Raw genomic sequence first — 23,648 nt, forward strand, 5'->3', positions numbered from 1 at the left:
TGCCCGATGCGAGAGCCCTTTTTGGGGGCAGGCGTGAAGCCCTGGTAGGACAGTTCTCACCACAAGATCATGTCCGCTGCGTCCAGAGGCTTCACGTGGGTCACCTATGCTGCCACGCTCGACGTGGCGGCGGGGCCTGCGGGTGGTGACGAGGTCCACCGCCGTTGATCGTCCTCACGCGGTGTGTGCCACACCCCCGTCCTCGTGGAGAAGCCACCGGTGAGAGCCCCGTCACATCTGGGCCCGAAGGCGGCACAACCATCGGCACCACTCGAGGGTCACATCAAGTAGGAGCAAACAGCTCTCAGGGACACAAGGGGGATATATGAGAAACGCCCGTTCCATCGCAACCGTCGGGGCGCTGGCCGCGCTGGCGCTCGGTGCCACGACCGCGTTCGCCACGACCGCGTCGGCCGCACCCAACGTCACGCCCCAGGGCGTGTGCGGCAGTGGCTACAAGACCGTGAACTCGGTGCCGGTCGGCTCCCTGGGCACCGTCTACCTGACGTACAACTCCTCCAACGGCAAGAACTGCGTCGCGACCATCCGCGCCAACCCGGGCACAGCCAAGTCCATGTCCACGTACATCTACGTCCCCGCCACCGACCAGTGGGCCGACGACTCGGGGAACTTCACGTCGTACGCGGGGCCGGCCTACGTCTACGGCAAGGGCTACTGCGTGAGCTGGGGCGGAAGCATCTCCAACATCTACGTGTCGGTGGAGAACTCGAACTGCGCCGCGCTGAAGGAGGTCCGCAGGACCACCATCCGCTGATCCAGCGGCACCGGTCCTGAGTTCGCGCGCCGCCCGCCGCAGTTCGGCCTCGCCGTCCACGCAGCGGGCGGCCACCGCGAGGCCGTGCACGCGTGGCAGGCGGCGCGGGATCGCGCAGCGTTCCGGCCGATCCGTGCGTACGCCTCAGAGCCCGGTGACCTTGGCGCTCGCCGACAGCTCGTAGACGAGGGTGACCGTACGACGGCTGCCGGGCGGCAGCGTCACGTCCCAGCGGGCGATGCCTTCGGAGTCGACGCCCGCAGGCGGCGGGGAGCAACTCTCCCGCCGTAGCCGGATCTCCACCGCCGAGACCTCGGAGACAGGCAGCCGCTCCCGCAGGGCTACCACGTGGTCGCCCTGCTCCTGGGGCGCGGAGAACCGGGAGAGGCTCAGACGGACCGTGCGGGTGATGACGGTCCGCTGGGTGATCCCGGCCGTCTCCCGGGTCTCCTCGGCCCGCCGGACCACTCGATGATCGTCGCTGCTGCCGAAGGCGAGCTCGACGGCTGCGCCGGGAGCGGTGAAATCCATCGTGCCGCGTCCGCAGTAGCCGCTGTCACGGACCAGGTCCACGGGACCGGCGAGCAGTGCGTGACCGGCCGCGTTGTCGAACCGGACGACCCGGTGCACCAGAGGGGAGAGCTCCGGCGAGCAGGTGTACGTACTGCGTGCGGGCGCCGTGAAGGCGGACAGCGGCACGCGATGGGCGCGACCGTCGCCGGGCACCGAAACCTGTGATCGGGCCTTCAGCACCCGGGTCTCGCCACCGTCGTCCACCCCCGGCAGGCCCAGCGCCGGGGCCGGGCCCAGGGAACCGATCTCCTCCTCGCGCAGTTCCACGTCGACGGTGCGGCGTTCCGCGGCGGAGCGGTCCGTGAGCGTGAGCCGGTCCTCGGCCAGGCGCGGCGGGTCGGCGGCGAGCGCCGAGCGGGCGGTCGACAAGGTGAGCCGCACGTCCTGCCAGTCCTCGCCCGTGCGCTGCCAGACCATCGCGTCGGTCTCCAGGGTCAGGGAGTCCCCGTCCAGCACGGCCCGGTAGGCAGGCCGCCACAGCGCACACGGGGTGAGGTGACTCAGGGCCAGTTCCACCGGCCCGGCCTTCGCGGAGTCCACGGTCAGCTCGACATGGGCGACGAGTTCGGAGGGTTCCTGCTCGGACAGGAGCAAGGCTTCTCCGATCTGCGCGAGTTCCTCGTCGAGGTCCGACAACTGTTCTGCCACGGTGCGCAGTTCCTCGCCGCACACGGCGCGTTCGCCGTCGACCCGGTCCAGTTCCACGGTCCAGCGGGCCCTGTCGGTCACGCCCGATCCGGCACCCTCGCCGATGTCCCGCAGCAGATCGGCCGCCAGGCGGCCGAGCAGCTCCTGCCGTACCTCCAGCCGTTCCCGCCGCCGCCCCAGGGCGAGCAGCTCGGCCTCCACGGTGAGCATTCGCCGGCGCAGGGCGGAGTCGTCGGTGTGCGGCAGTGGTCCGCGCGGTGACCAACTGCGGATGATCCGTACGTCGAGTACGGACGCCGGGTGATCGGCGGTCAGCTCGGCATGCAGGGTCCGGTCCACGGCCAGCGCGCTGACCGGGCCGAGGCGCAGCCGTTGAACACCCGCCACGAGGTCGAGCACGGCGGCACGCTCGACGTGCGCGCGGTCCTCCAGACAGGTCACGGCGGTGACGGGGAGGCCGATCGGGTCGGGGGCTGTGGTCATGACGTGTGTCAGCTCCTGCGGTTGCCGCCGACGAGGGCCTTGCCGGCCGGGATGCGGATCTCGTAGCCGCCGTCGAGCACGGCGGTGCCGCCGGCGGGCAGGTCCAGTCGCCATGCGCGGGTTCCCGGAGCGTGCCGACCCGGCTCGGCGTCGTCCAGCGGCCTCCAGTCGGCCCGTTCCTCGATCCGGACGTCGGGCTCCGAGGTGACGGGCACGCGCTCACGCACCTCGAGAGCGACGGGGACGGCGAGGCGGTTGGCCAGCTCCACGTGCACTCGGTGGTCGAGCACGGTGATGTTGTTGCGCAGCCCCGAGGTGGACTCGTTCACATGCGTACGCCGGGTGACCTGAACACCCTCCGCCGGTCCGAGCCCGACTCGGCGGACCCCGCCGGGGGCGAGCGTGGGCAGAGCCGCGGTCAGCAGGAAGTCGTCGTCGACGATGACTTCCACCGGGCCGGCCAACAACGACTGATCGGTGGCGTTGGAGAGGACCAGCGTCGCGTAGACGGTCTGTTCCACGGCGGGTATGCAGAGGTGTTCGGTGTGTGCGCCGACAGGGATCTCGCCGACGGTGACGGTGTGCCAGGCGCCGTCCGACGGAACGTCCGCACGGGCAGCGGTGTCGAAGCGGTGGTCGAAGGAACCGGCCGACTCGCGAGGCCGCACGGCGTGATGAGGCAGGGGCAACGAGGCCACCGCCTCCGCGCGGCGGCGGTGCTCGGCCGCCACCGGATCGAAGGCCGAGCCGGGAAACAGCCGGCCGCGGCGCCCTGCCTGTTCCTCGGGACCGGCGAGGACGAGGGCGGCGTAGTCGAGGTCGCCGCCGCTCGGCCGGGGCGGACCGGCCACCGGTGCCATGGACGGCGCCGGAGGCGGTGCCGCAGCGCCGGGGGCCGCGGGGGACATGGGGGCGAGAGGGGCCGGGGACGAGCCGCCGAAAGCCCCGCCGGCGCCCGTCCGGGCTCGCACAGAGCGCGCCACGGGTGCGGGAGCACCGGGCTGCGGCGCTGGACCACCCGGTGCCGGCGGTGCTCCGCCGTACGCCGGGGGAGCGGGCGGTGGCGGGGGCGCGGCACCGGCCCCGCCCACCGCCGGCACGGCCGTAGTGACCGGGCGGGGCCCCGAGGTGTCGTATCCGGTGAACAGGTCGGCGAGACCAGCGGGAGGCTCTCGCCAGCCGGAGGGCGCGGCGGCGGCCTGCCGGCGCCCGATCCTGATCGAGCGGAGACTCGGCAGGTCGGTGCCGCGCCGCAGGTCGGCCGTCGCGAGCGCGATGGAGACGCCGGTCCAGTCCTCGCCGGTGCGCTGGGCGACGGAGGCACGCAGCAGCAGACGGCCGCGGTCCTCGCCCTGGCGGTACGTCAGACGGTAGGCCGGAACCCAGACGGCGCCCGGCACCCCGTAGTCCAGTTCGAGCTCCACCTCCGCGGTCGCGTCGCGCATGGAGGACGCGTCCAGGATCAGAAGAGCCGAGACCGTGGTGTCGACGGGCGCTGACGGTACGTCGGTGGACGCGCGGGCGAGCCTGTCGGAGGCGACGTCGAGTTCGTGCTCCACGCGGAGCAGTGTCTCCTCCACCTCGACGAGAGAGGCATGGAGCCCCGCGAGGCGCTCGTCCACGAAATCCGCGAGTTCCAGCCATGCGTCGACCGGGGCGACGCGGTGGGGATCCTCCCGTTCACGGGCCGGAGGGACAGGCCGCAGAGAGGCCATCTCCTTGATCCGCCCCAGCACGTGGTCCTTGCGTGCCCGCGCCGCCGCGTACTCGTCCCTCAGCCGTTCGGCCTCACGCCGCAGCTCACCGGGTGCGGACATGCCGAGAGGCTCCGCCTCCACCTCCACCCGGGCCTCGCTGACACGCGCCCCGGAGGTGCCCAGGACGCGGGCTCGCAGCGACCCCTGGTCCAGCGAACGTGGCAGCCCGGTCACCCGGACCCTGCCGCCAGGCGGCACACTTCCCCGAGCCAGACGGCGGCAGACCGCGCCCTGCTCGTACACCACCACGGAATCGAGGGTCGATCCCCACCGCTGTGCCGCTTCGGCCGTCATGCCCCGCCCCCTGTCCACGCCGAGCGAAGCCTACGCCAGGACCTGCGCCGTACGTCATGACAGCAGGTGCGGGCCGCGCGGGAGGGCCCGCGCGACCGTAGTCCCACGGCCACACCGGGCTTGGGGCGCGCGGCCGGCCGCACCGCTACTGCACGGTGGAGTACCAGCGCCGGTGCACGGCCGGGCCGACGCAGAGCACGGCGGCGCCCGCGACCACGCCCACGAGCAAGGAGTGCCCGCCTCCGCCGTTGAGGACCGCGCCGGTGCAGGCCGCGGCGACGGCGAGGGGGCGGAGCAGGGTCAGGGGCCCGAGTCCGATCACCATGGCGAGGGTGCCGGCACGGAAGGGGAGCCAGAAGTAGGCGGCGAGCGAGAGCAGTACGACGAAGGCGTAGCCCGCGAGCGGCAACAGGTAGCCGATGGCTCCCGCGGTCAGCGCCGTGTAGGTCCGGGCAGGGTCGGGCGTCGCCAGCAGCAGGCACGAGGCCGACAGTGCGGGAGCGAGGAGGGCCACCGCCCCCACGGCCAGCCCACGAAGGGCGGCGCGGGCGATGGCCCGCTGTTTACGTATCCGGGCATCGCGGCCCGCGTAGGCGCGGAAGCCGCTGAACGCCGCGTCGACGAGTCCCAGGAGTGCGAGCAGTACGGCGGGCCTCATCGGGTGCTCACCGCGAAGTGCTCCGGACCGACCAGGCGGCGTGCGGCGCGCCCGAGGGCTTGGCGCAGGGGGGCCTCCAGGTGCGGGCGTACCCCTACGACGGGGCGCAAGGTGGTGCAGAACGGGTTCGCCACGCTGCGAGGCTCGTAGAGGAGTGCCCGGATGCCGGGGGCCGAGGCCGCCCGCAGCAGAGTCTCGTCGCCGTGTGCGCGGAGGGCGGAGACCACTCCGTCGTGGCGGCCGAGTGGGTGGCGCATCCGGGCACGGTGGAAGACCCAGGCGCCGATGGGGGCGAGACGGTTCGTCGCTATGTCGAAGTGGCAGAAGGCGAGCGCCGGAGAGGCGGCCTGGGCCTGGAAGAACTCCTCCAGAGCCGGCCCGCGGAAGTGGTGCAGCACGCCGGTCGAGACATAGACGGTCGCTGCTTCCGGGAGGTCGAACGCGTTCCCGTGCACGAAGCGGCAGTCGAGTCCGTCGGCCCGGGCGAGACGGTCGGCTTCGCCGACCAGCGCGGCATCGAGGTCGACTCCGACCAGTTCGACGTCCTTCCCGAGCGCTTCGGTGGCGGCGAGCCGGCGGACCAGGTAGCCCAGGCCGCATCCGACATCGACGAGCCGGTACGGCCCGGCCCGTCCGGTGGTTGCCCGGATCGCGGTGAAGAGCGGACCGAGGACGTGGACCAGGCGTTCACCCATCCGGAGTTCCTCGCTCAGGCGCTGGAGCTCGGTGTGCACGAGGACGAGCAAGCGGTCCACCGCGTGGGGGTCGAGCACGCCGTCCTCGTCCGTGGGCAGGCGGCCGACGATCCGGGCCGCGCGCTCGTCGCCTGTCGCGCGCAGCTGCCGGATCACCTCGGAGCGCCGAACAGGGAGCCGGTGGCCGGTGTGCGGGTCCACCGCCGTGATGAGGTCGGAAATCTCGAGCTGTAGCACGGCAGAACCCTACGACCCCCGGGCTCGCCCCGATGACCTGGCCGCAAGCGCCGTACGCGAGGGCTCCGGGCCGGGTGCGCGACTCGGCGGTCGGCCCGCAGGAGGGCCTGGCCGTAGAGGCGCCCGCCGCCTCTACCCGTCGGTTTCCGTGACTCGCTCGCGCCGGACGCCGGGTGCGCGGTACCGGACTTGCTCGGCTCCGCGCAGAGCTTGCATCGTTTCGTCGACGGTCAGGAGGGCCGTCGTCTCGAACGAGCTGAGCGCGCCGCCTCCACTGATCGCCAGTGCGACCGAGGCCATGGACACGTTGTCCGGTGCCTCCCACAGGTTGTAGCCGTCGTGCGTGCCGAAGGCGTACCAGAAGCCGTGGAGCTTCCCGCCGACGGACTCGATGTACGAGCGAGCGGCCTCCGCGCGGTCCTCGGGATGGCCGATCAGCCTCGCCCATGTCTCCGGCGTGTAGCTGAACCTCGACAGATACAGCGGCATCGTGTCTCTCCTTCGTTTCGTCGATGAGTGCCCCGTCGGGCGGGGGAGGCATCCGGGGCAGCGGGGCTTCCCCCGAACAGCTCGCCATGACGACCGGCATGGCCCCCGACGCGACGGACGAGGGTCGGTGGGGCGCTACGCCTGGTGGTCACGGGGTCTGCGGCCCGCCCCGACGAACCGCCGCCCAGCGGAGTCCACCAGGACGGAGGACAGGCCTGCCGATCGCCTGGCGCCGCTCGTGGCCGCCAAGTTCTCGGCTGAGTACGCGAACTCATGTGCGGGAGAGCGCCGGCTGACAGACTCCGCGCCATGACGAGCGGCAGACGGGCCGGGACGGCCCTGCACCTCTTCCTGGTCTGGGCGACGATGTCGGCCGCCGTGCCGGTGCTCGGCTTCGGCTTGCTGGCGGCGGCCTGGGGCGGTGGAGCCGGCATGGCCGCTCCGCTGTTGCTGTTGGGCGTGCCGTTGACGGTGGGTCTGCTCGCCACTGCGGGCGTACCGGTACGGACGGTCGTGCCGTCGTGCAGCTCCGCGCGTCAGCGGATCGGCTGGGCGGTACTGGTCTTCGTCCTCGGCACCGCCGGCGTTCTGGCCGGTGTGGCCGCCTACGGTGGGGATGTGGACCTGGGCAGCGCCGGCACGCGGTTCGCGCTGACCGGGGTGCCGTACGCGGTGGCCGCGGCGTTCTTCGTACCGGGCCGGTGGGTACGGCTCGGGGCGGTGGCGGTGCTGGCGGCAGGGGTGGCCTACGGGGGTTTCCTCGGCCCGGCGCAGGCGCGGCAGCGCCAGCACGAAGCGGAGGTCGCGCGGTACCGGGAGCATGCGGAGTTGCTGTACATCGCCCCTGCTCCGTCCGGCATGCAGGTCTCCCGTGCCACGGCCGGGCCCGCCTCCTTCAGCGTCGAATACCGTTCCGCCCGGCAGGACGAGTTCGCGCTCGTGGGCCTCACGGTGCGTTCGCTGCTCATGCCCACTGCCACGTGTTCCGACCTCGTGGAGAAGGACGTCACCTGCCGGGTGGACGTGCACGGCGAGATGCGCACGGTCCGCGACCTGCCAGGCGGCGGCCACGGCGTCACCCTCACCCGGCGCCACCCCGACGCGGAGTTCGAGGTCACCAGCCAGACCCTCGACGAAGCCGGGCTGCGGCGTCTCCTGAACAGCGTGCATCCGCTGTCCGACGCCGAGCTGGAGAAACTGATGAGGGAAGGGAAGGTCGACCGCCAACTCTGAGCTGCTCCGGACCGCAGGACTCGAAGCGGCCCGATCCGCGCCGCGCACGTCTGTCCGCGCCCGCACCGGTAGGCCCTCGCCTGCACACGCCGCCCCTCCCACCGGTCCGGCGCACTACGCTGCAGCGGCATCGAGAGCGCGACGAAGGTACGGGGGCCATGGACACAGGTACGCATTCCGTTGCGGGGGCGAGCAGCGCGCCGGATGGTGGCCCTGCCCTGATCGATGCGATCCGTACCGGCGACCCCGGCCTGGTGAAGAGGCTGCTCCGGGAAGGCGCGGACCCCGCCGTGCGCGACGCCCACGGGACGCCCGCGTTCTGCCTGGCGGTCGGGATGCGCTCCGGGACCATCGCCCAGCTGCTGCTCACGCACGGCGCTGATCCCGGCGAGTGCGAGGGGCCCCCACTCGCACTGCGCGAGGCGGCCGATTCGGGATCGCCCGCACTGCTGGAGGCGCTCCTGGACGACGGGGGCCGGGAACGGTATCGCGTATCCGAGATGGCGGAGGCACGGGACCTCGCCCGCCATTGGCACGAGACGGGCGTCGAGAGGGAACTACGCCGCCGTACCGGATCCCAGGGGGCTGTGGCCCGCGTCCGGGTCCAGGACGACGAGTTCAACTGCGTCGACGAATACTCTCTCGATGGGGTGACCGTGCGGGACGGGCATGCGGCGATCCTCACACGCCTGGAGGAGCTGCTCGGCGTCCGTGCCCCCTTCGGGGAACTGATGGGCCGTGCGTTGAGCCACCCTGATCAGGACCACAGCGTATGGGCGAGCGCCACCATCCTGCTCGGCAGGCGGGGAGACCAGGAGACCTGGACCGCTGCCGCGTCGCTGCGTACACATCCGGACCCGGTCCGCCGGTTGTTCGGTGCCGAAGTGATGCGGTTGACCCATCTGTTCGACGCCGGCGACGCGGATGCGTTCGCCGGCCCGGTCCTGGACACCTTCGTCGACTGGTCGGCCGAAGAGAGGGACCCGGCCGTGCTCGGCGAAATTCTCGTCGGCGTCGGAGAACACGCAGGCCCCCGCGCGACCGCGGCGCTCCTTCCCCATGCCGGCCACCACGACGAGCGTGTACGGCGTGCGGTGGCGGACGGGTTCAGCGCGTGGCCCTCACCCCCCGTCTTCTCCGATGCTGTCCGCCAGGTGCTGCTGGAGCTGATGCTCGACCCGGCTCCCTCGGTGCGGTGGTACGCCTGCCTCACGGTGGCCGACGGCCGAGACCGGGAACCCGCCTTCGCCGACGCCATGGCCGCTCTGCTCGACGACGCGGACCGCCGGGTCCGGTTGACCGCGGTCTACGGGCTCGCCCGTCACGACGACGGACGGTGTGTCGAGGCCGCACGCCGACTCGGCCCGCACCGGGCGGGTCACGCGGACGAGGAGCGCTACCTCGACGCGGTGCGGCTCCACGAGTGGCGCCGGCGTGAGACCGGGGGAGTTCAGTAGGGGAGACCCTCCGACGCCGCGTGCAGGGCGGCCAGCAGGCACGTGGCGATCTCGTCGTCCGACGCCTCGGGGTCGTCCGCGTACCGGAGGGCGAATTCCTCGGCCGCCGCCCGCAGCGCCCCGTTCACGGTTGCCGCGTGCACCTTGATTCTCAGCTCGTCGGCGCTGCCGCCGGATCGCTGAGCGAGGAGTTCCGCGAGGACGGGCAGGGCGTCGTCATGGGCCTGGAGCCAGACGGCGCGCAGTGCCGGGTCGGTGGAGGTCATCCGGATCAGATCGAGGATGGCGGGTGCCGCGGCGGGGAGTTCACCGCCCCGGCAGGACTCGGTGACGTAATCCAGCAGGCTTGTCTCCGCCGGCCAGTTGCCCAGCCGCTCCACGGCGAACTCGAGCCCGGCCGCGAGCAACGGCAGTACGCAGCTCTCCTTCGAGGGGAAGTGGCGCCAGAGGGTGCGGGCCGAGATGCCGACGGCCTGGGCGATCTGCTCACCCGTCGTACCGGTGACGCCCTGTGCGGCGAAGAGCCGGACGGCCTCGCCCGCGATCTCGAGGCGCAGCATCGCCTTGCGCCGCTGCGTGAGCGACGGCTTGCTGTCGGCTTCCGCCGTCGGCCCGCGTTCCGCGGCTAGCGTCTCGCCCACCCTCGCCCCGCTCTCGTCCGCTGTCCACGCAGCATAGCGAGCCCTTCAGAAATGACGCACGCAGACACCTTGTCACTGACTGACACGGGGACCTACGCTGCCGTAAGTGACCAGCGAGTAACTCTGCTGCCTCGCACGGCATTTGGCGTGCGACGGCAGGAGAAAGCGGTTCCGGGGGCATCGGCCGGCCAGGCCGGATCCGCCTGCGCGGCACGGACAGCCACCACGACGGGACGGCCCCCCACCCGCTCAAGGAGCCGCTCATGCTGGTCGACGCCACCTGGCACCCCTGGGTGGAGCGCCGACGGACACGGCCTGTGACCTGGAGGGCCGCGCCCGCGGGCAGCGCGGCCTGTACGTCCTCCATCGCGCTCTGATCCCCGGCACGTCCGGCGCCTGCAACCCCTCGAGCACCATCGGCGCCTTCGCCGAAGAGGCGTTGGACGTGATCACAGCCCATGACATCGACACGATCATCTGAATGACGGACGAGGAGCACATCATGAGCCGCAAGAGAACCACTTCCAGTTCCGGCCTCCCCGCCTCCGTGAGCCGGAGCACGACGCGCCCGGCCGAGGTGACGGGCCGTCGCGACGCCCGCCCCGGGCGGCGTGTGCTTGCCGGCGTCCTCGCCGGCGCCGTGTGCGCCTGCCTGCCGGCGCTTCCGGCCTCCGCGGCGACGACGGAACCGGTCGTCTCCCGTGGGGTCACCATTCCCGCGTTCTACACACCGCCGACCGAACTGCCGGGAGCGAACGGAGCGTTGGTCCGCACCGAGGCCCTGCCGCTCGGGCTGAGCATCCCCGGGCTGGACGGCCGCCCGATGCCGGGCACCGCGACCCGGCTGATGTACAGGTCGACCGACTCGACCGGACAGCCGGTGGCCGTGACCGGCGCCTACATCGAGCCGTCGGCCGCCTGGAAGGGCCCCGGACCGCGCCCGCTGGTCGCGCTGGCCTCGGGCACCATGGGCCAGGGCGACCAGTGCGCGCCCTCCTTCGCCCTGCAGAACCCCCTGACCCTCAACGGAGACACGGTGTCAGTGGGCTACGAAGCCCTGGCGATCTACCGGCTCCTGGCCACCGGCGCGGCGGTCGTCGTCACCGACTACGTCGGCCTCGGGACCACCGACAGGCTGCACACCTACGTCAACCGCGTCGACCAGGCGCACGCGCTCCTGGACGCGGCCCGCGCCGCCCGCTCGGTCCCCGGTGCCTCGGTCACCGCGGCGTCCAGGACCGGCCTGTACGGCTACAGCCAGGGCGGCGGAGCCAGCGCCGCCGCCGCCGAACTCCAGCCCTCGTACGCGCCTGACGTCCCGCTCGCCGGGACCTACGCGGGGGCACCCCCGGCGGATCTCACCTCCGTCATGAAGGGTATCGACGGCAGTGCCCTCGCCGGTGCTCTGGCCTGGTCGATCAGCGGATTCGCGCAGGCGGACCCCGACCTGCGCGCAGTTGTCGACGCGAACATCAACGCCACCGGCAAGGCCGCTCTGGCAGACGCGTCGACGATGTGCGTCGGCGACGCGCTCTTCGGCTACGGATTCACCAAGAGCAGCAAATGGACCACCAGCGGAAAGACCATGGGCGAGATCATCGCGGCCGACAGCCGCGCCCAGGCCGCCCTGGACAAGCAGCGCATCGGCGCGCTCAAGCCCGCCGGCCCGGTGCGCCTGGCCACCGGGGTCCAGGACGACATCGTCCCCCACGCGCAGGCCCGGCAGTTGGCCGTCGACTGGTGCCGTAAGGGAGCGCAGGTCACCTACGACGCCATCAACCTGCCGAACCTCGGGGACAAGATCCTCACCAACCACCTGGTGCCGCTCATCACCGACCAGGGGGACGCCGTCTCCTGGCTCACCGACCGTCTCTCCGGCAAGGCGGCCACCTCGAACTGCTGGTCGATGCCGATCCAGCCCTGACCCGGCGCCCCTTGCGGAGACGCCTCGCCCACCGGAGCTACGTCCCGCGGGCGAGGCGGCGAGCCGGACGGTACTGCCTCCGTGAGTCCGGGCAGCCGGCACCCACCGATGATCACACCGAAGGGCGCGACGGAGCCATGGCCCAGCGGATCGCGGAGGTCAGCGCGCGCCCGGTCGGTCGCACACAGGCCTCGGCGACGCCGGACAGCGCGGGCAGGTCCAGCGCCGTACGGGCCCAGCGGGGGAGCGCGGCGACCGAGTTCGCGGCGAGGACCGCGTAGGGCGCGCGTGCGGCCCAGGGGAGGGGCGGGTGCAACAGGATGAAGCGTGCAGCCTCGCGTGCCTCCGGCGTCGGGCGGAGTTCACCGCGGTAGGCCCCGAGGCGGGCGGCGAGTTCCTTGCGGTCGCGCGGGGGATCGATGACCCCGAGCGCTTCCGCGACCCGTGCCGCGTCGGCGATGTACCCGTCGTATCCGGCGGCGTCGAGCGGCCGGGACCCGTAACGCCGGTGCGCGAGCAGGAAACTCTCCACCTCGGCGACATGTACCCAGCCGAGGAGGTGCGGATCTGCGGCGTGGTAGACCTCGCCCGACGAGGTCGTTCCACGCACCTGACCGTGTACGGCCCGCACCCGGTCCACCGCCTGCTGCGCGTCGTCCGCCGTCCCGTACGTGGTCACGGCGAGGAAGGTGCTGGTGCGCTGGAGCCGCCCCCAGGGGTCGCCGCGATAACCGGAATGTGCCTCGACCGCTGCCATGGCCAGCGGGTGCAGGGACTGCAGCAGGAGAGCGCGTAGCCCGCCGATGAACATGGACGCGTCGCCGTGGACGGTTCGGATGGGCCGTTCGGGACCGAACCAGCGCGGGCCGGGCGTCTCGTGGATACGCACACGGTTCTCCGGTCCTGCGGGGCCGGCGACCCGGGAGAAGACGGCGCTGCCGAGCCGCTCCCGCAGACCCGGTACGGCATGCGTGGAGGAGGCCATGAACCCAGTATGCGCTCGGGTCGCCCGGCGGGCGATGCCCTTTCCGCGGCCAGGGGACCTGGCTCACGGCCGGGAGCGCTTCTCGCCCACGGAAGCGTGCCGGTCAGCCGGGAAGGCCGTGAAGAGCGTGGCGCGGCGATGACCGGCCCGGCCGCCCGCGACTGCCGGCCCTTGCGGGAGCGTTCGCGGGCGGGGACCACGGATCACCCCGTGGACTCGTCCGGGGTGGGGTGCTCCGGGTGGACGCCGGCATTGCGGGCGGCGCTGCGGCCCGAACCGGCCTCGTCGGGGTCCGCCTCTTCGGTCTCGGAGGCGGGCCGTGCCTCGGGGCGTTCGGAACCCGGCGGGAGGATCACATCAAGGGCGTCCTCTCCCTCCTGGGCCTGCTGGTCGGGCATGTCTGCGGGAATGGGCGGCGGGCTGCCGGTCGCGCCGGTGTAGGCGGTGCCCGGAGGCCTTCGGTCGGTCATGTCGATGCTCCCGTCTGTAGGTGTCCCGTTGTGGGCGAGCCGTTGTCGCACGTCGCGTACCCGATGCGTCCTGGACGACGCATGTGAGCACCCGCGTTTCCCGGCAGGGATCCCCGAGACCGGCCAGGCCCCCGCGGCCGGTAGTCGTGGGGACAGGGGGCGACCGACGGCGCGGACGGTGAGGCGCGGGCGCGTGAAGCCCTCGTGAATACCCTGTGGACGTGATGTCGGTGGGGCCACTTATGCTGCACCGGAAGATCACGCGGGTCCAGGGGAGGGCGCGGCATGTTCGGCAAGCTGTTCGACAGGGGTGGGGACAGACCGGCGGCGGATCCGCACGCCCTTCCCGTCCCCCGCAGGCAGAAGAACGGGATGTACACACTGCGCGCCCTCGGGGACGCGCGGGTGCTCGCGGTCACCGAGGCGGCCGGAGCCGGTGACTGGGAGGCGGTCAAGCAGGCGCTGACCCCCTTCGACCTCGGCCGCGATCACGACGTGCTGGGCGAGCTCGCCGACTGCGACGGTCTGCAGGACTGGATCGGCCGCGCCCTCGAGGACGACAAGGAGCACCGGGCGACCGCCCTGCTCATATCCGGGGCGCGTCACATCGTCTGGGGCTGGGAGGCCCGCAGCGACGCGCGTGCCGTGCAGGTGACCCAGGAGCAGTGGAAGATCTTCCACGAGCGGCTCCACATCGCCGAGGAGCAGCTGTTCCAGGCCGCCGAGCTGCGGCCGGAATGGGTCACGCCGTGGCGCCGTCTCCTCACCTCCGGCCGTGGCATGTCGCTGGGGCCCGCGATCAACGAGACCCGGCTCGACGCCGCTCTGCGCCGCGAACCGCTGGACCTGGACACACACGTCGAGTGGATCTCGCAGTTGCAGCCCCGCTGGGGCGGCGAGGAGGGCCAGGCCCTGGCGTTCGCCCGTGACGCGCTCGCCCGCACGCCCCGGGGACACCGGCTCGGCTGCGTGATCGCCATGGCGCACATCGAGGAGTGGGTGGAGTCCGAGCGTGAGGGCTGCCTCGAGACACCCGAGATCCGGGCCGAGCTGCGGGAAGCGGCCGACCACAGCATTCTCCACCCCGATCACGTGCGGCGCCCGGGCTGGCAGAACGACTTCAACATGTTCGCCATGGCCCTGTCACTGGCCGGTGAACGTCCCACGGCCCGGCGCGTCTTCAAGGCACTCGACGGTGCCTACACCACCTGGCCCTGGACCTACTTCGCGGAGCCCGAGGAGCAGTTCGCCCGCCGCCACCGCCGCGCCTGAGCACACGCGCCCGTCCGTCGCCCCTCCCAACAGGGACTGCCCGATGACTCTGCCTGACACCGCCTCCCACCCGGCCGGCGCCGACCACACCTTCCAGGTGGACCTGCGCGGCCTCGTCGATCTCCTCTCCCACCACCTCTACTCCAGTCCCCGCGTCTACCTGCGCGAACTGCTTCAGAACGCCGTGGACGCGCTCACCGCCCGGCACGGACTCGAACCGGCCGCTCCCGCCGACGCCTTCGGCATCCGTCTGTACGCGGACGGTTCGCTGGTGCGTCTGGAGGACGACGGTGTCGGCCTCACCGAAGCCGACGTACACACCTTCCTCGCCACGATCGGCCGCAGCAGCAAGCGCGCCGAACGGATCGCTGAGCAACGGGGGGACTTCATCGGGCAGTTCGGGATCGGTCTGCTGTCCTGCTTCCTCGTCGCGGACGAGATCCACGTCCTGAGCCGCTCCGCCCGCACCCCTGACGCGGATGCCGTCGAGTGGCGGGGACGTGGCGACGGCAGCTACACCATCCGCACGCTGCCGCCCTCCGCCCGGCCCCGGCCCGGTACCACCGTCACGCTGACGCCGCGCACCGACGCGGGGGAGTGGACCCGGCCCGAGCAGGTCCACGCGCTGGCCCGGCACTTCGGCTCCCTGCTGCGCCATCCCGTGACCTTCGACGACGGCAGAGGCGCTCCGGGCATACCGGTCAATCCCGAGCCCGCGCCCTGGGCGCGCGCCTACCCCACGCCGGGTTCGCGCTCGCGTGCGCTGGCGGCGTACGGCGAGGAGGTCTTCGGGTTCACCCCGCTGGACACCATCGATCTGGACCTCCCCGCCGTGGGCCTGAAAGGCATTGCCTGCGTGCTGCCCGAGGCGGTACCGGTCGGGCGCCGCCACGGCCACCGCGTGCATGTCAAAGGCATGCTGCTGTCCGAGCAGGCCGAGGAGATCCTGCCCGAGTGGGCGTTCTTCGTCCGCTGCGTGGTGGACGCCGAGAGCCTCCGCCCGACGGCGTCCCGCGAGTCCCTGTACGAGGACGACATCCTCGCCGCCGTCCGCGACGCCCTCGCCGACCGGCTCCGCGCGTGGATCGCCCGGGCGGCGGCCAGTGACCCGGACCTGCTCGCCCGCTTCCTGCAGGCCCACCACCTCGCGGTGAAGTCGCTGGCCGTGCACGACGACGAGATCCTGAGGATGCTGCTGCCGTGGCTCCCCTTCGAGACCACCGACGGGCACAGCACCCTCGACCAGTTCGCGCGCGCCCATCGCACCGTGCTGGTGACCTCGAGTGTGGAGGAGTTCCGGCAGGTCGCGGCGATCGCCTCGGCCGCGGGGCTCGGTGTCGTCAACGGTGGCTACACCTACGACCGTGAACTGGTGCACCGGCTGCCCGAGATCAGGCCCGAGGTCACCGTCGCCGACCTCGACCCGGCGACCCTCACCGCCCATCTCGACCCGGTCGACCGCGAGACCGAACTGGCCGCCGCACCGTACCTCGCGCTGGCCCGTGACGCCCTCGCTGTCTTCGACTGCGACGTCGCGCTGCGTACCTTCCAGCCCGCATCAGCCCCCGCGCTCCTCATCGACAGCCGCGAGGCCAGGCACGAACGCACCCGCTCCCAGCTCGCCCGTGAGCAGGAGGGCGGTCTGTGGGGCGACATCCTGGGGGCCCTGCGGCAGGAGGCCCCACGGGCGCAGCTCATCCTCAACCAGCTCAATCCCCTGGTGCGCACCGCCGTCGCCATCGCCGAGCCCGAACTGGCCCGTACCAGCGCCGAAGCCCTCTACGGGCAGGCCGCGCTGCTGTCCCGGCGTCCGCTCAGACCGGCCGAATCGAGCCTGATCAACCGCTCCTTCCTCGACCTTCTCGCCCACGCTCTGCGCAAGGACAGCTGACGATGCCGACCGCACCCCAGACCACCGACGAGCTGTACCAGGCGCTCCAGGAGAACGACCGGCTCCCGTACGGCCGCATCCGCACCGTCACGGCCGAGGAGCTCGTGGACGCCGCGGAGCGGTTCGAGGAGCCCGTCCCGCTCATCCACGCGCTCCTCGAACTCCAGGAGGCGTACACCTACGGCTCCGAACCCCGGAAGTCACCCGTCGTCTTCGCCCGGCTCCTCGCCCTCTTCGACGAGCAGCCCGACATCTTCGACGCCCGCCTGCGCCACACCCTGTTCTGGCGGTTCAAGTGGGTGGCCAACGCCCTGCGCCAGCTGCCCGAGATGCCGCTGGCCAGCCTGCGCCAGTGGCTGACGGAGATGGGCGAGCGGTACGAGAAGGAGGGCTTCGGCCTCCAGCCCTACTACGGGCAGGCCTACCAGCTCGCCGCCCACCTGGGGAAGGACACCACCCCGGCCTACGAGCTGTGGGCCGGCCGCACCCGCACCCCGCTCAGCGACTGCGAGGCCTGCGAGATCTGCGAGCGCGCCCTGTACCACCTGGTGGCGGGCGACGACGAACGGGCACTGCGCGCCTGGGAGCCCGTACTGGCGGGAACGGAATCCTGCAAGGAGGAGCCCGCCCGCTCCGTCTCGTACGCCCTGCTGCCCCTGCTGCGCACCGGCCGGACCGACGAGGCCTGCCGACTGCACCTGGCCGGTTACCGCAGCTGCCGCCGCAACACCTCGATGTCCGGGGAGGTCGGCCGTCACCTGGAGTTCTGCGCGCTGACCGGCAACGAGGCGCGTGGCCTGGAGCTGCTCGCCGAGAACCGGAGCCTGTTCGACGAGGTGGACTCGCCGCTCTCGCAGTTCGACTTCCTGACGGGTGTGGAAGTCCTCCTCCAGCGCGTCGAGGTCCTCGGCCACGGAGACCTGCCCGCCGCCGGATTCGCGGGCCGCGCCTGGACGGTGTCCGGCCTGCGCGCCGAGGTACGGGACCGCGCCGACGACCTCGCCGCCCGCTTCGACGCGCGCAACGAGACCACGGCCCACACCGACCGCCGCGCGGCGCGCCTGGAGCGTGCCCCGCTCCTTGACGCACTGGAACTCACCCTGCGCACCCGCAGCCTCGACGATCGGGCTCCGGCCGCACCGGTGGCCCCGTCCGCCCGCACGGCCGCCGAGCCTGAGAAAGCGCTCCCCGAACTCATCCTCCAGGCACGGGCGCTGGACGAGCAGGGGCACCCGGACGCACAGGCATGCTGGGCAGAGCTCCGCATACGCGTCGCCGCCCGGGACTACGCGCACCCCGACGATCCGGCCGTGGGTCCGCTGGTACAGCTCCGGGCGGACCTGCTGGACGACGAGGCGAGCAGGGCCGGTGAGAGAGACGCGTTCGAGGACTGCGCCGCGCTCCACGAGGAGGCCGCAGGCCTGTACGAGGACGGCGGCCTGCCGGGTCACGCAGCCGTGGCCCGCGCCTGTGCCGTGCTCGCAGCGGCCGAGGTCCCGGGAGAAGTGGGCGAAGGGCCCGAGGCGCGGGCCGCCGCGCTGACGGCCGCGCACGCCTCCATCGTCGGCCTGCACGAGGACGCTGCCGCCCTCGCCCCCTACCAGGAGGCCCGTCTGCTGCGGCTGCGTGCGACGGCGCTCGGTCTGCGGCTGCAGGTATCGGGGAGCCAGGAACATGTCGCCCCGGTCTTCGCCGAGCTGGAGTTGCTGCACACGTTCGCAGCCCGGCACGAGATCCGGGGCCAGGTCTCCGGTGCCCGGATGCTGAGGGCCACCACCCATGCCATCTCAGGGGATCTGCCCGCCGCGATCACGGAGATCGACACCCTTCTGCCCGGCCTTCGGGAGGACGGGCCCGCCTGGCACCTGCCCCGTGTGCTCGGTCTGCGAGGCAGGCTACAGCTCGGTCTGCAGGACGCGGAGGCCGCGCACGCCAGTCTGTCGGAGGGTCTGCGGCTGGCCGCCGACTGGCCGGCCGGAACGGGGGACCCCACCCGCCTCCACAGCGATCTGGCCGAGGCCTGCATGCATCTCGGCCGCCCCGAGGAGGCGCTGCGGCACCTGACGCGCTCGGCGGAACTGGACCTCCGCCACGGCGACCGGACGGACGCGTTCTGCGCGTACAGCAACGCGGCACAGCTCAGCCTGGACCTCGGTCGTGTCGAGGACTGCATCGCCCTGCTCGACTCCCTGCTCGGCGAACCGGACGTGGTCGCGGGGGAGCTGGACGACCGCCTCGTGGCGCAGCTGCGTCTCACGCGCGCCCGTGCGTTGCGCGCCGGCGAGGATGTGAAGGCCGCCATGGTGGAACTGGTCGAGCTGGCGGCCCTCTCGGCGACCTGGGACGACGACCCGGGCAGCCACGCCATGATCGCCGCGGAGGCGGCTGTGCTGCTCGGTGAATCCGGCGATTTCGACCGGGCGGGCGAAGCCGCGGCGCAGGCACTCGCCGCTCACGCCCGGGCCCCGCGCTACGAGCAGATCAGCAACTGCCTGCGCGAGATCGCCCGCCTCCAGGCACAGCGGCAGGGTCCCGACGGCCTGGCCGACGCCCTGGCCCGCCTCGCCGACGCCGGCCGGATCGCCGAGGAGGCCCAGGCGGCCGGGTACGAGACGCACGGCCGCAGCCTGGAGACCGCGCTGGCCTACGAGCACGGACGGGTGTACGCATACGCCGGTGAGTACGAGGACGCCGTGATCGCCCTGGACAAGGCCCTCGCTCTGCTCGGCGAGCCGGGAGCGGAGGAGGAGCGTGCGGCGGAGTGGGCCGAGTGCGTCCGGCTCGCGGGTGCCGTGGAGGGCATCTACCTGGAGCGACCTGCCCCCGCGCTGGTACGCCTGGACGCGGCGATCTCGCGCCTGTCCGCTCTCGGCCACACGGGGGAGGCCGAGCCGCTGGCTTCCTTGGCCGCCCGGCTGCGCGACGAGGAGTAGGGCGCCGGTATCGGGGTGGGCGCCCGGCGCAAGGCCGGGTGCCCGCCCGCTGCCCTGTTCCGTACCTGGCAGGGCTGGACGAGCCGCCGGGCACGCGCGGACATCCGTACACCCCGCGTGCGGATCATGTGTCCGGCGTCAGCGCGCCCCCCGCTGGTCGTTGCTGTCCTTGCGCAGCCGGTCGGTGTGGCGGCTGATGGAGTCGACGCGCGCGGCCAGGTCGGGGTGATTGGCCGTCAGGTGCGTGTGGGCGTCGGCCAGCGGGGCGATGAGACGGGCGGCGTCGTTCTCGGCGAGGGCGGCCGAGAGCCGGGTGAGCTGCGCACTGGGGATGTCGGTGAGGGCGGTGATCTGGCCGGCGATCTGGCGAAGGTCCGCGGAGTGGTCGCGTGCCCAGGTGGTGACGCTGCGGTCGGCCGCGCGGTCGCTGCGGGTGGCCTGCACGCGCTGCTCGCCGGTGGTCCCGGGAGCCCCGGGGCGTACGCGCAGATAGCGGCGCTCCGCGGCCTGGCGGCTGGTGACGCCGAGGGGCTGGGCGAGGTCGGCCCAGCTGGTGCCTGCCGCGCGGGCCGCTTCGATCAGCCCCGGCTCCCACCCGGCCAGTCGGTCACGCAGCTCCCGCAGGAGGAGCAGAGCGGCCAGCGCCTGCTCGGAGCTGGCCTCTTCCCCCTCGGGGTGTTCGCCGGGGGGCGGCGCCTGAGCGATGCGGACGGCCTCGTCGATGGCGCTGAGCGCCGTCGTGGCGGCGGCGAACGACGTCGGCTCGCCTGGTCGGGATGTTTTCATGGCTCCCCTTCGCGTCGTCACCCTTCGGACGACATCGCAGTTGTCATCGTTTGGATGACATGCTACAACGGACTCAGACGAAGCGCATTGGCAGTTTCTGCCTGACGCATGGAGGTGTTTTCGCGATGTTGATGCGCACTGACCCGTTCCGCGAACTCGACCGGCTCGCCCAGCAGCTCACGGGTGTTTCCGGCACCTGGTCCAAGCCCTCGGCGATGCCGATGGACGCCTATCGCGAGGGCGAGGAGTATGTGATCGCCCTCGACCTGCCGGGTGTCGCCAAGGACGCCATCGAGATCGACGTCGAACGGAACATGCTCACCGTCAAGGCGGAGCGTCGGCCCCTCACCGTCGGCGACGACGTGCAGGTGGAGCTCTCCGAGAGGCCGCTGGGCGTCTTCTCCCGCCAGCTGGTCCTGGCCGACACCCTGGACACGGAGCGCATCAGGGCCGACTACGACGCAGGGGTGCTGACCCTGCGCATCCCGATCGCTGAGCGGGCCAAGCCCCGCAAGATCGCCATCGGTGACGCGTCGACCCACAAGCAGATCGGCGTCTGACCCGGGCCCACCCGCACTCCGGGGCGCCCCGTTCCCGAAGGAACGGGGCGCCCCACGGCGGCGCGCCGGCCCGGCTGGGAGGGCGACTCCCGCCCCGAGGGCGGGAGCCTCGTCGGTCCCGCCGGGCCCGGCGGCCCTCTGCCGGACCTTCCCCCAACAACCAGTAGCGCGGCTGTCGGCTCTCCCCGCCACCAGCGGCAGCCGCTCCCAGAAAGGGCAGTCCACCCATGCGCTTCCCTCGTGAAACGGCCCGCGTCACGCCGAGCATGACGTTCGACCAGATGCTGGAGAAGATCAGGTACGAGGGCGCGTACCCCACGCGCGAGCGAGCCGAGACCGTCACGCACGCCGTGCTGGCCGGCCTCGGCCGTCAGCTCACCGGGGACGAACGCGTCCGTCTCGCCGCATGCCTCCCCGCAGAAGCGGCCCGCACCTTCGCGGCCCAGATCCCTGCCCCCGAGCCCCTCACCGGCTGGGGCTTCGTCAAGGACCTCGCCGCCCGGACCGGGGGCACTGCTGCCACCGTGCGATGGGACACCGGAGCCGTACTCGCCACCGTCGCCGACCTCGCCGGCCCCGGCCTCCTCGACGATGTCCTCGCCCAGCTCCCCTCCGGTTACGCCCTGCTGTTCGGCCGCGCGGAGCTCATCCAGGCCGCGTGAGATCCGTCAGCCACGGCACAGCGGCAGTTCACCCCGAGACGGGCGGCCGACGCCGCTCCAGGCGCGCCGGTCCTGAATGCCGTTGTGACCGGTGACCGGGGCGGGGAGGTCATCCTCGACAGGGCCCCTCCCCGCCCCGGGCACCGGGATCGTACGAAATGTTCGACCGGCCCATGCCCTGGCCGTGCAGCGGCGGGCGCCGATGCCGGGCGGGGCGAGCCCGGCGGGGCCGGCCGCCCGGGAGGCGCTGCCCGTCCCGGTTCCACCCGTCCGGTCGTCATTCGGTGCCCGGCCCCGAAGGCGCGAGGGTGCCGGACTCCGAAGGCGCGAGGGTGCCGGGCTCACCCCCACCGCGCGGGCTACGGCTCGGCGAACAGTCCGCCTCGGTTCAGGCGGCGAGCGCCGCGGCCTCGCCCAGGTGGGCCGCTGCCGTCCGCCAGGCGGTCGTCACCGCGTCCCGGGCCCGCACCGTCCGAAGGGCGTGATCGCCCGTCAGAACCAACGGCGCGCCCACGTGTACATGCAGCCCCGGCCGTCGTACGGGCGCCGTCGCGAGCCCGGCGAGCTGCTTGACCGTGCCGCCCGAGGTGACTCGGCGGGCGCCCGCCTGGCCCACGGGCACCACAGGGGCGCCGGTGCGCGCGGCGAGCCTGGCCAGGCCACTGCGGAATGCTTCCGGAGCCGCCTCCGCGGCGTCCCTGCGGCGCGGCAGCCCGCCCTCGGCGTAGATGAGAACCAGCCGCCCCTGCTCCAGCGCGCCGGCCGCCGCGTCCAGTGCGGCTGCGGCGCGCCGGTCGCCCCGGAAGACGGGAATGTGCCCCTCGCGGACCAGCGCGCGGCCGAGCAGTGGGACGTGCCACAGCCCCGCCGCCGCCATGATGACCGGCTCCGCTCCACCGAGGCGGCGCAGGGCGGCGATCACGATGGCAGGGTCCGCCAATGACGTGTGGTTGGCGGCGAGGATGCTGCCCGGCGCGAGTGCTGCGTCCGGATCGGCGGTGACCGACAGGCGGCCGACGGCAGGCACGAGCACATCGGCGATTCGGCTGAGCATGGACGGTCTCCCGGTCTCGACGAAGTTGATCCTCATCGTCGGCGGCCGGCCCCGGCGGGGCGTGAGCAGTCGTACTCATCTCCGGCACCCGCTCTACTCAGGCGCCGTCTCGACGTCACACCTGATCGTCGACCGGCACGGAACACCGTTCGCAGTCACGCTCACCGGCGGCAGCCGGCACGACGTCACCCAGCTTTTGCCCGCTACGAACGACGCGCTGATCTCCACCAGGCCTGCTCGACCTGGCCTGCGGCCTCATATGTCTGCGTGGGCTCCAGCGCCCGGTCAAACGCGCCAGTAGCGGAGACGAGCCTCAGACCCGTTGATGTGCACGATGCGGTCCTCGAAGAGCCGCAATGGCAGCTGGCCGTGAACTGGAGCCGGCATGAGCCCCAGATCCTGCAGCGGCTCGGCCAGGGCGATGAACCTGAGCCCATCAGGGTCAGGGCCCTCGTAGGCCGCCCATGCCTCGAACAACGACCTCACGCTTTCCCAGCCCGGGTCGGCCCTGTTCTCGTATGACCGCCGGGCGGTCCGCAGGAGGGTCCTGGGGGTGGTGCGTCAGTCCGAGGCGCCGCTGCGCCGGGCGTAGGCGCGGGCGGCGCGGACGCGGTCGCCGCAGCGTGTGGAGCACCAGTGGCGCCGGCCGTGGGTGCGCAGGAGGAACCGGTCGCAGGGGGCTGATCCGCAGGCGGCGAGGATGTCGGCGTCGGGACCGGTGAGCAGGTCGGCGGCGTCGGCGGCGAGGGTCGCCAGTGCGTGGTTGACCGCTTGGTCGGTGGGGTGCGCCTGGATGCGGCGCAGCCCCCGGGCCCCGTCCCAGGCGAGGAGGGGGGCGGTGGGCACGGCCGTGAGGGCCTCGTTCACCGCGCGCAGGGATTCCTCGGGCGGCGTGGTGGTGTCGACGCGGGCGGCGAACAGGGCGCGGATGTGGTCGCGCAGTGTGCGCATCCGCTGTGCGCACACCTCGTACAGCTGCACGTCCGGGGTGGTCAGGTCGTGGGCGGCGAGCCAGCGCATGGCGGATCCCGGGGCTGCGAGCAGGTCGTAGCTCTGGCCGGCGGCCAGGGTGGCGGCGGTGTCGGCGAAGTCCAGGGAGCGGTACCGGTCGGCACCCGGCGCCGGGGGCAGAGCGGTCGGTGCCACGTCGGTGGCAAGGGTGTCGTCCATG

General features: G+C 72.5%; 21 protein-coding genes. 10 read left to right on the forward strand and 11 right to left on the reverse strand.

Annotation, left to right across the window (positions count from 1 at the left end):
• Positions 1-325 precede the first annotated feature (325 nt).
• The gene (locus ABZY45_RS18880) at positions 326-775 is read left to right on the forward strand and encodes a spore-associated protein (RefSeq protein ID WP_356741317.1); all 450 of its coding nucleotides are present in this window, start codon (positions 326-328) and stop codon (positions 773-775) included.
• Between the two features lie 144 nt (positions 776-919).
• On the opposite strand, the gene ABZY45_RS18885 is transcribed toward ABZY45_RS18880, so the two are convergent.
• The 5 genes from ABZY45_RS18885 to ABZY45_RS18905 all read right to left on the reverse strand — a co-directional run bounded on the left by ABZY45_RS18885 (position 920) and on the right by ABZY45_RS18905 (position 6,609).
• The gene (locus ABZY45_RS18885; RefSeq protein WP_356741319.1) at positions 920-2,479 is read right to left on the reverse strand and encodes a DUF4139 domain-containing protein; all 1,560 of its coding nucleotides are present in this window, start codon (positions 2,477-2,479) and stop codon (positions 920-922) included.
• A gap of 8 nt (positions 2,480-2,487) precedes the next feature.
• Positions 2,488-4,530 (reverse strand): DUF4139 domain-containing protein, encoded by a 2,043-nt coding sequence (locus tag ABZY45_RS18890; RefSeq protein ID WP_356741320.1) that lies wholly within the window; start codon positions 4,528-4,530, stop codon positions 2,488-2,490.
• 145 nt (positions 4,531-4,675) lie between these two features.
• The gene (locus ABZY45_RS18895; RefSeq protein ID WP_356741322.1) at positions 4,676-5,188 is read right to left on the reverse strand and encodes a hypothetical protein; all 513 of its coding nucleotides are present in this window, start codon (positions 5,186-5,188) and stop codon (positions 4,676-4,678) included.
• On the reverse strand, positions 5,185-6,120 hold the full coding sequence (locus ABZY45_RS18900; RefSeq protein ID WP_356741323.1) for a class I SAM-dependent methyltransferase: 936 nt from the start codon (positions 6,118-6,120) through the stop codon (positions 5,185-5,187). Before ABZY45_RS18900 ends, ABZY45_RS18895 begins: the two co-directional genes overlap by 4 nt.
• Before the next feature lie 132 nt (positions 6,121-6,252).
• Positions 6,253-6,609, reverse strand: coding sequence for a GYD domain-containing protein (locus ABZY45_RS18905; RefSeq protein WP_356741324.1), 357 nt, complete (start codon positions 6,607-6,609; stop codon positions 6,253-6,255).
• Positions 6,610-6,918: 309 nt separating this feature from the next.
• Here ABZY45_RS18905 and ABZY45_RS18910 point away from each other — a divergent pair, with 309 nt between their 5' ends.
• Positions 6,919-7,842 (forward strand): hypothetical protein, encoded by a 924-nt coding sequence (locus ABZY45_RS18910; RefSeq protein WP_356741325.1) that lies wholly within the window; start codon positions 6,919-6,921, stop codon positions 7,840-7,842.
• A gap of 158 nt (positions 7,843-8,000) precedes the next feature.
• Complete coding sequence (locus ABZY45_RS18915) at positions 8,001-9,299, forward strand: hypothetical protein (RefSeq protein ID WP_356741327.1); 1,299 nt, start codon at positions 8,001-8,003, stop codon at positions 9,297-9,299.
• On the opposite strand, the gene ABZY45_RS18920 is transcribed toward ABZY45_RS18915, so the two are convergent.
• Complete coding sequence (locus ABZY45_RS18920; protein ID WP_356741628.1) at positions 9,293-9,859, reverse strand: TetR family transcriptional regulator; 567 nt, start codon at positions 9,857-9,859, stop codon at positions 9,293-9,295. The two genes, ABZY45_RS18915 and ABZY45_RS18920, sit on opposite strands and share 7 nt — an antisense overlap.
• A gap of 223 nt (positions 9,860-10,082) precedes the next feature.
• On the opposite strand from ABZY45_RS18920, the gene ABZY45_RS18925 reads away from it, so the two are divergent.
• Both ABZY45_RS18925 and ABZY45_RS18930 read left to right on the forward strand, forming a co-directional pair.
• Complete coding sequence (locus ABZY45_RS18925; RefSeq protein WP_356741328.1) at positions 10,083-10,421, forward strand: GMC oxidoreductase; 339 nt, start codon at positions 10,083-10,085, stop codon at positions 10,419-10,421.
• Between the two features lie 21 nt (positions 10,422-10,442).
• Positions 10,443-11,864, forward strand: coding sequence for a lipase family protein (locus ABZY45_RS18930; RefSeq protein WP_356741330.1), 1,422 nt, complete (start codon positions 10,443-10,445; stop codon positions 11,862-11,864).
• A gap of 112 nt (positions 11,865-11,976) precedes the next feature.
• On the opposite strand, the gene ABZY45_RS18935 is transcribed toward ABZY45_RS18930, so the two are convergent.
• Positions 11,977-12,849: an oxygenase MpaB family protein gene (locus ABZY45_RS18935; RefSeq protein ID WP_356741331.1), complete on the reverse strand. Its 873-nt coding sequence runs from the start codon at positions 12,847-12,849 to the stop codon at positions 11,977-11,979.
• A gap of 203 nt (positions 12,850-13,052) precedes the next feature.
• Entirely contained in the window at positions 13,053-13,319 is a 267-nt protein-coding gene (locus ABZY45_RS18940) for a hypothetical protein (RefSeq protein ID WP_356741332.1), read from the reverse strand.
• A 285-nt stretch (positions 13,320-13,604) separates the two neighbouring features.
• Here ABZY45_RS18940 and ABZY45_RS18945 point away from each other — a divergent pair, with 285 nt between their 5' ends.
• Genes ABZY45_RS18945 through ABZY45_RS18955 form a run of 3 tightly spaced genes read left to right on the forward strand, consistent with a single transcriptional unit; the run spans position 13,605 to position 19,415 of the window.
• Entirely contained in the window at positions 13,605-14,591 is a 987-nt protein-coding gene (locus ABZY45_RS18945) for a hypothetical protein (RefSeq protein WP_356741334.1), read from the forward strand.
• 43 nt (positions 14,592-14,634) lie between these two features.
• The gene (locus ABZY45_RS18950; protein WP_356741335.1) at positions 14,635-16,482 is read left to right on the forward strand and encodes an HSP90 family protein; all 1,848 of its coding nucleotides are present in this window, start codon (positions 14,635-14,637) and stop codon (positions 16,480-16,482) included.
• A 2-nt stretch (positions 16,483-16,484) separates the two neighbouring features.
• Positions 16,485-19,415 (forward strand): hypothetical protein, encoded by a 2,931-nt coding sequence (locus tag ABZY45_RS18955; RefSeq protein ID WP_356741337.1) that lies wholly within the window; start codon positions 16,485-16,487, stop codon positions 19,413-19,415.
• Between the two features lie 138 nt (positions 19,416-19,553).
• On the opposite strand, the gene ABZY45_RS18960 is transcribed toward ABZY45_RS18955, so the two are convergent.
• Positions 19,554-20,201, reverse strand: coding sequence for a type III effector protein (locus ABZY45_RS18960; protein WP_356741338.1), 648 nt, complete (start codon positions 20,199-20,201; stop codon positions 19,554-19,556).
• Positions 20,202-20,326: 125 nt separating this feature from the next.
• Here ABZY45_RS18960 and ABZY45_RS18965 point away from each other — a divergent pair, with 125 nt between their 5' ends.
• Entirely contained in the window at positions 20,327-20,761 is a 435-nt protein-coding gene (locus ABZY45_RS18965; protein WP_356741339.1) for an Hsp20/alpha crystallin family protein, read from the forward strand.
• Positions 20,762-20,988: 227 nt separating this feature from the next.
• Positions 20,989-21,423, forward strand: coding sequence for a DUF2267 domain-containing protein (locus ABZY45_RS18970; protein WP_356741340.1), 435 nt, complete (start codon positions 20,989-20,991; stop codon positions 21,421-21,423).
• Positions 21,424-21,811: 388 nt separating this feature from the next.
• On the opposite strand, the gene ABZY45_RS18975 is transcribed toward ABZY45_RS18970, so the two are convergent.
• Complete coding sequence (locus ABZY45_RS18975; RefSeq protein WP_356741342.1) at positions 21,812-22,477, reverse strand: lysophospholipid acyltransferase family protein; 666 nt, start codon at positions 22,475-22,477, stop codon at positions 21,812-21,814.
• Positions 22,478-23,038: 561 nt separating this feature from the next.
• Complete coding sequence (locus tag ABZY45_RS18980) at positions 23,039-23,647, reverse strand: ABATE domain-containing protein (protein WP_356741343.1); 609 nt, start codon at positions 23,645-23,647, stop codon at positions 23,039-23,041.
• Between the last annotated feature and the right edge of the window lies 1 nt (position 23,648).

Origin of the sequence: Streptomyces sp. NPDC006516 (assembly GCF_040611875.1) — a bacterium.
GTDB lineage: Bacteria > Actinomycetota > Actinomycetes > Streptomycetales > Streptomycetaceae > Streptomyces.

Coding starts and splice junctions, on each gene's coding strand:
- ABZY45_RS18950 (WP_356741335.1), top strand. CDS start 14,635: ATGACTCTGCCTGACACCGCCTCCCACCCGGCCGGCGCCGACCACACC.
- ABZY45_RS18885 (WP_356741319.1), bottom strand. CDS start 2,479: ATGACCACAGCCCCCGACCCGATCGGCCTCCCCGTCACCGCCGTGACC.
- ABZY45_RS18945 (WP_356741334.1), top strand. CDS start 13,605: ATGTTCGGCAAGCTGTTCGACAGGGGTGGGGACAGACCGGCGGCGGAT.
- ABZY45_RS18965 (WP_356741339.1), top strand. CDS start 20,327: ATGTTGATGCGCACTGACCCGTTCCGCGAACTCGACCGGCTCGCCCAG.
- ABZY45_RS18930 (WP_356741330.1), top strand. CDS start 10,443: ATGAGCCGCAAGAGAACCACTTCCAGTTCCGGCCTCCCCGCCTCCGTG.
- ABZY45_RS18905 (WP_356741324.1), bottom strand. CDS start 6,609: ATGCCGCTGTATCTGTCGAGGTTCAGCTACACGCCGGAGACATGGGCG.
- ABZY45_RS18940 (WP_356741332.1), bottom strand. CDS start 13,319: ATGACCGACCGAAGGCCTCCGGGCACCGCCTACACCGGCGCGACCGGC.
- ABZY45_RS18955 (WP_356741337.1), top strand. CDS start 16,485: ATGCCGACCGCACCCCAGACCACCGACGAGCTGTACCAGGCGCTCCAG.
- ABZY45_RS18920 (WP_356741628.1), bottom strand. CDS start 9,859: ATGCTGCGCCTCGAGATCGCGGGCGAGGCCGTCCGGCTCTTCGCCGCA.
- ABZY45_RS18980 (WP_356741343.1), bottom strand. CDS start 23,647: ATGGACGACACCCTTGCCACCGACGTGGCACCGACCGCTCTGCCCCCG.
- ABZY45_RS18960 (WP_356741338.1), bottom strand. CDS start 20,201: ATGAAAACATCCCGACCAGGCGAGCCGACGTCGTTCGCCGCCGCCACG.
- ABZY45_RS18935 (WP_356741331.1), bottom strand. CDS start 12,849: ATGGCCTCCTCCACGCATGCCGTACCGGGTCTGCGGGAGCGGCTCGGC.
- ABZY45_RS18890 (WP_356741320.1), bottom strand. CDS start 4,530: ATGACGGCCGAAGCGGCACAGCGGTGGGGATCGACCCTCGATTCCGTG.
- ABZY45_RS18895 (WP_356741322.1), bottom strand. CDS start 5,188: ATGAGGCCCGCCGTACTGCTCGCACTCCTGGGACTCGTCGACGCGGCG.
- ABZY45_RS18910 (WP_356741325.1), top strand. CDS start 6,919: ATGACGAGCGGCAGACGGGCCGGGACGGCCCTGCACCTCTTCCTGGTC.
- ABZY45_RS18975 (WP_356741342.1), bottom strand. CDS start 22,477: ATGCTCAGCCGAATCGCCGATGTGCTCGTGCCTGCCGTCGGCCGCCTG.
- ABZY45_RS18970 (WP_356741340.1), top strand. CDS start 20,989: ATGCGCTTCCCTCGTGAAACGGCCCGCGTCACGCCGAGCATGACGTTC.
- ABZY45_RS18915 (WP_356741327.1), top strand. CDS start 8,001: ATGGACACAGGTACGCATTCCGTTGCGGGGGCGAGCAGCGCGCCGGAT.
- ABZY45_RS18880 (WP_356741317.1), top strand. CDS start 326: ATGAGAAACGCCCGTTCCATCGCAACCGTCGGGGCGCTGGCCGCGCTG.